The sequence below is a fragment of the Cereibacter changlensis JA139 genome (assembly GCF_003034985.1).
Taxonomy (GTDB): domain Bacteria; phylum Pseudomonadota; class Alphaproteobacteria; order Rhodobacterales; family Rhodobacteraceae; genus Cereibacter; species Cereibacter changlensis.
The window spans coordinates 1-4,545 of the sequence record NZ_PZKG01000213.1; the positions used below are offsets into that span (position 1 = coordinate 1).

At 69.5% G+C, this 4,545-nt stretch carries 5 protein-coding genes and 1 pseudogene; 4 read left to right on the forward strand and 2 right to left on the reverse strand.

Annotation, left to right across the window (positions count from 1 at the left end; translation table 11 throughout):
* A pseudogene (locus C5F48_RS25370) lies at positions 1 to 323 on the forward strand (glycosyl transferase); the annotation flags it as partial.
* Here C5F48_RS25370 and C5F48_RS21935 read toward each other — a convergent pair.
* Positions 320 to 955, reverse strand: coding sequence for a GntR family transcriptional regulator (locus C5F48_RS21935; protein WP_107665874.1), 636 nt, complete (start codon positions 953 to 955; stop codon positions 320 to 322). The pseudogene C5F48_RS25370 and the gene C5F48_RS21935 overlap by 4 nt on opposite strands.
* A gap of 113 nt (positions 956 to 1,068) precedes the next feature.
* Between C5F48_RS21935 and C5F48_RS21940 the strand changes: the two genes are divergently transcribed.
* From C5F48_RS21940 to C5F48_RS21950, 3 genes are all read left to right on the forward strand, one after another.
* Complete coding sequence (locus tag C5F48_RS21940) at positions 1,069 to 1,716, forward strand: pyrimidine 5'-nucleotidase (protein WP_107665875.1); 648 nt, start codon at positions 1,069 to 1,071, stop codon at positions 1,714 to 1,716.
* 91 nt (positions 1,717 to 1,807) lie between these two features.
* Positions 1,808 to 2,029, forward strand: a complete 222-nt coding sequence (locus C5F48_RS21945) for a hypothetical protein (protein WP_107665876.1) — start codon at positions 1,808 to 1,810, stop codon at positions 2,027 to 2,029.
* A gap of 48 nt (positions 2,030 to 2,077) precedes the next feature.
* Positions 2,078 to 3,271, forward strand: coding sequence for a UbiH/UbiF family hydroxylase (locus C5F48_RS21950; RefSeq protein ID WP_107665877.1), 1,194 nt, complete (start codon positions 2,078 to 2,080; stop codon positions 3,269 to 3,271).
* On the opposite strand, the gene C5F48_RS21955 is transcribed toward C5F48_RS21950, so the two are convergent.
* On the reverse strand, positions 3,268 to 4,395 hold the full coding sequence (locus C5F48_RS21955) for an aminotransferase class V-fold PLP-dependent enzyme (RefSeq protein WP_107665878.1): 1,128 nt from the start codon (positions 4,393 to 4,395) through the stop codon (positions 3,268 to 3,270). The genes C5F48_RS21950 and C5F48_RS21955 overlap by 4 nt on opposite strands.
* Positions 4,396 to 4,545: the final 150 nt, after the last annotated feature.

Here is a 4,545-nt window from a genome sequence, read left to right on the forward strand (position 1 = left end):
AATTCCTGCTGGCGCCGCTGCTCTGGTCGTTCTGGCTGCTCAGCCTCGGCCTGCCGCATCCGGCGAGTAGCCTGCCAGAACCGCTGCTCAGGGCGCTGGTCGCGCTGTTCGTCGGAGCCGAGGCGGTGAACATCCTGATCGGCATCCTGGCGCTGCGGCTGACACGGCGCCGGCTCAGCCCGCTCTGGGTGCCGACGACGCCGGTCTATTACCTTCTGGGCGCGCTGGCCTCCTACAAGGCGGGGATCGAGATGCTGGCCGCGCCCTTCTACTGGGACAAGACCAGCCACGGCCATTTCCCGCCCACGGAACCGCCGCCCTAGCGCAGCCGCAGCTCCCCGGCGTCGACCCGCAGCCGGGTCTCGAAGGCCTTGGAGATGTGGTTGCGCAGCGCCTGATAGGCCGCCTCGCCGTCGCGCTGCTCGATGGCCCGCACGATCTCCTCATGCTCGGCCATCGCCACCTCGTCCCGCCCCTCGGCCGCGAAGGAGGTCGTGGCCATCAGCGCCATCGACCGATGCACCAGATCGAGCTGCTGCACCAGGAAGCGGTTGTGCGAGGCCAGATGGATCTGCTTGTGGAACCGCTTGTTGGCCCGGCTCAGCGCCCGGGGATCGCCCGCCAGCAGGTGCTTGTCATCCTCGACCATGCCGCGCAGCACCCGCACCTCCTCGTCGGTCGCATGCCGCGCCGCCAGCCGCGCCGCCAGACCCTCCAGCTCGGTGCGCACCGCATAAAGCTCGGCCAGCTGGTTGTGGTCCAGCGAGGCGACGATCAGGCTGCGCCCGTCGCGCGTCAGCATCGACTGCGTCTCCAGCCGTTGCAGCGCCTCCCGCACCGGGGTGCGCGACACGCCCAGCCGCTCGGCCAGCTCGGATTCGACCAGCCGGTCGCCCGGCTTGTAGACCCCGGCGTCGATCGCCTCGAGGATCAGCGTATAGGCATCTTTCTGCACGGGAGGATCGGCCTTTCGTCACTGGCAATATCCGGCGACGTTATCCGCGCCGCGCCGCCGGAAGCAACCGCAAAGCATTGCCGCGCCCGGGCCTGCGGGATAGGGTCGCGGCCATGGTAGCGCATCATTTTTCCCACGTCCGCGGCTGGGTCTTCGACCTCGACAACACCCTCTACCCGCTCTCGGCCCGCCTCTTCGACCAGATCGAAGTGAGAATGACCGACTGGGTGATGACCGCGCTCAAGGTCGAACGGGCCGAGGCCGACCGGCTGCGCAGCCACTACTGGCGCACCTACGGCACCACGCTGGCCGGGCTGATGACCGAACACGGCGTCGATCCCGCGCCCTACATGACCCATGTGCATGACATCACCCTCGATCATCTCGAGAAGGACATGCTGCTCGCCGCCCGCATCCGCGACCTGCCGGGGCGCAAGATCGTCTTCACCAACGGCTCGGCCCCCTATGCCGAGCGGGTGATCGCGGCGCGCGGCCTCTCCGGCCTGTTCGACGCGGTCTATGGCGTCGAGCACGCTGGCTACCGCCCCAAGCCCGAGCGTGTCGCCTTCGAGACGGTCTTCGCCGCCGACAGCCTCAGCCCCGCCACCGCCGCGATGTTCGAGGATGACGCCCGCAACCTGCTCGCCCCGCACCAGATGGGCATGCGCACCGTCCATGTGGCGCCCGAGGCGGCCCCCGCCCCGCATATCCACCACCACACGCTCGATCTCTCCGACTTCCTCGCCCGGCTGCTGCCCTGATCCGCTGCAGCCCTGACCGGCTGCGACGAAATGACAGGTGCTGCTGCGACACTTTGCGCCTATCTACCAGCCGAACCACCGGAGACCGATCATGACCACCCCCCACCCCGCCGACAATTCCACCATCCCGCAGCTCGACGGCTACAAGAAGACCGTCACCCAGGGCGAGGTCGCCTTCTTCCTCGGGCTGATCCTCGTGGTGGCCGGCGTCAGCGTCGCGGTGATGACATGGGGCGTCGTCGCTCTCGCCATGACCGCGCTGGCGCTGGTGCCGGTCGTGCTCATCGCGCTGGTGCTCGTCACCTTCGGCTGACGCGCTATCTCCCCGTCCGACGCAATCCATCCCGAGGGGGACCATCCGATGACCCGCATCCGCACAGACATCCTGATCTCCGGCGGCGGCGTCGCCGGGCTGACCGCGGCCGCGGGCTTCGCCTCGGCGGGCTATGACGTGATCTGCGTCGATCCCGCCCCGCCCGTCATCTCGGCCGAGGCCGAGGGCGCCGACCTGCGCTCCACCGCCTTCCTGCAACCCTCGATCCCGGTGCTGCAGGCGGCCGGCCTCTGGGACCGCCTCGCGCCCCATGCCGCGCCCCTGCAGGTCATGCGCATCATCGACGCCGGCGGCGCCGTGGAAGAGCCGCGCATCGTCAAGGATTTCGACGCTTCCGACATCTCCGACCAGCCCTTCGGCTGGAACCTGCCGAACTGGCTCCTGCGGCGCGAGATGGTCGCCCATCTCGCCACGCTGCCCAATGTCGATTTCCGCCCCGGCACCGCCACCCGCAGCGTGCTCACCCGCGAAAGCGAGGCCGTCATCAGCCTGACCGACGGCAGCCGCGTCTCGGCCCGGCTCTTGATCGGCGCCGATGGCCGCAACTCGCCCGTGCGCGAGGCTCTGGGCATCGGCGCCCGGGTCATGCGCTACGGCCAGAAGGCGCTGGCCTTCACGGTCACCCATGATGTGCCGCACCGGAACGTCTCGACCGAGATCCACCGGTCCGGCGGCCCCTTCACCCTCGTCCCCCTGCCCGACCGCGACGGCCAGCCCGCCTCCGCCATCGTCTGGATGGAGACCGGCGCCGAGGCGCAGCGCCTGCAGGCCCTCCCGGCGCCGGCGTTCGAGGCGGCGATGGACGCCCGCTCCTGCGGCATCCTCGGCCCGCTCCGCCTCGCCTCGCGCCGCACCCTCTGGCCGATCATCAGCCAGATCGCCGAGCGGATGACCGGCGAGCGCACCGCCCTGATGGCCGAAGCCGCGCATGTCATGCCGCCGATCGGCGCGCAGGGTCTGAACATGAGCCTCGCCGATCTCGCAGCCCTCCTCGACCTCGCGCGCCCCGAGACGCTCGGCGAACCGGCGATGCTCGAGGCCTACCACCGCCGCCGCCATCTGGAGGTTCAGGCCCGCATCATGGGCATCGACGCGCTGAACCGGGCCTCGATGCTGGGCGATCCGGTCTGGCGCGACCTGCGCGCCACGATGCTCAACGCGATGTATTCCCTCGCCCCGGTGCGCAAGACCCTGATGAAGGCCGGGCTCGGCGTGCGTTAAAGCACGCGGTCGAGCACGCCCTTCAGCCGCGCCAGCGTGCCCTCGACATCATAAAGCTTGTCCAGCCCGAAGAGCCCGAGCCGGAAGGTGCGGAACCCCTCGCCCTCGCCGACCTGCAGCGGCACGCCCGCCGCGATCTGCATGCCTTCCGCCAGGAACTTCCTGCCGTTCTGCACCTCGGGATCCTCGGTGAAACTCACCACCACCCCCGGCGCGCCGAAGCCTTCCGCCGCGACCGAGGCCACGCCCTTCTCCGCCAGCATCGCCCGCACCCCGGCCCCCAGCTCCCATTGCGCCGCCTTCAGCGCCTCGAAGCCATACGCCTTCGTCTCGGCCATCGCATCGCGGAAGCCGACCAGCGCATCGGTCGGCATGGTGGCATGATAGGCATGCCCGCCCGCCTCATAGGCCGCCATGATGCTGCGCCATTTCTTCAGATCGAGCGCGAAGGAATTCGACGCCGTCTCCTCCAGCCGCGCCAACGCCCGGGCCGAGAACATGACAAGCCCCGCCGAAGGCGAGGCCGACCAGCCCTTCTGCGGCGCCGAGATCAGCACATCGACCCCGGTCGCCGCCATATCCACCCAGACGCAACCGCTGGCGATGCAGTCGAGCACCATCAGCGCCCCCACCTCATGCGCCGCCGCCGCCATCCGCGCGATATAGTCATCCGGCAGGATCAGCCCGGCCGAGGTCTCGACATGCGGCGCGAAGACCACGTCGGGCCGGGCCTCGGCGATCCGCGCCACCACCTCCTCGATCGGCGGCGGGGCAAAGGCCGCCCGTGCCCCGTTGCCCGCAGGCCGCGCCATCACCACCGTCTGACCCGCCGCGAACCCGCCCGCGTCGAGGATCTGCGTCCAGCGATAGGAGAACCAGCCGTTCCGCACGATCAGCGCCTGCCGCCCGGTCGCGAACTGCCGGGCCACCGCCTCCATCGCGTAGGAGCCACCCCCCGGCACCAGGGCCACCGCCTCGGCGTGATAGACCTCCTTCAGCATCGAGGAAATGTCGCGCATCACGACCTGGAACTTCGCGGACATGTGGTTCAGCGAGCGGTCGGTGAAGACCACCGAAAACTCCATCAGACCATCGGGATCGACATCGGGGCGCAGCGCGTTCATGGGCATCTCCTCCAGCTTGCCCCCAGTGATACGGTCGCGCCCCGCTTCGCACCAGCCGGAAAAACGGATGACCGCCGCGCCCATCAACCGCACCAACTCCCCCTCCCCCCTTTCCTGTCGAAAAAATATCCTCGGGGGGTGGGGTCCGGG

Excerpts from the sequence above, each read along its gene's own strand:
- C5F48_RS21940 (WP_107665875.1), top strand. The coding sequence starts at position 1,069 with ATGGTAGCGCATCATTTTTCCCACGTCCGCGGCTGGGTCTTCGACCTC.
- C5F48_RS21945 (WP_107665876.1), top strand. The coding sequence starts at position 1,808 with ATGACCACCCCCCACCCCGCCGACAATTCCACCATCCCGCAGCTCGAC.
- C5F48_RS21950 (WP_107665877.1), top strand. The coding sequence starts at position 2,078 with ATGACCCGCATCCGCACAGACATCCTGATCTCCGGCGGCGGCGTCGCC.
- C5F48_RS21955 (WP_107665878.1), bottom strand. The coding sequence starts at position 4,395 with ATGAACGCGCTGCGCCCCGATGTCGATCCCGATGGTCTGATGGAGTTT.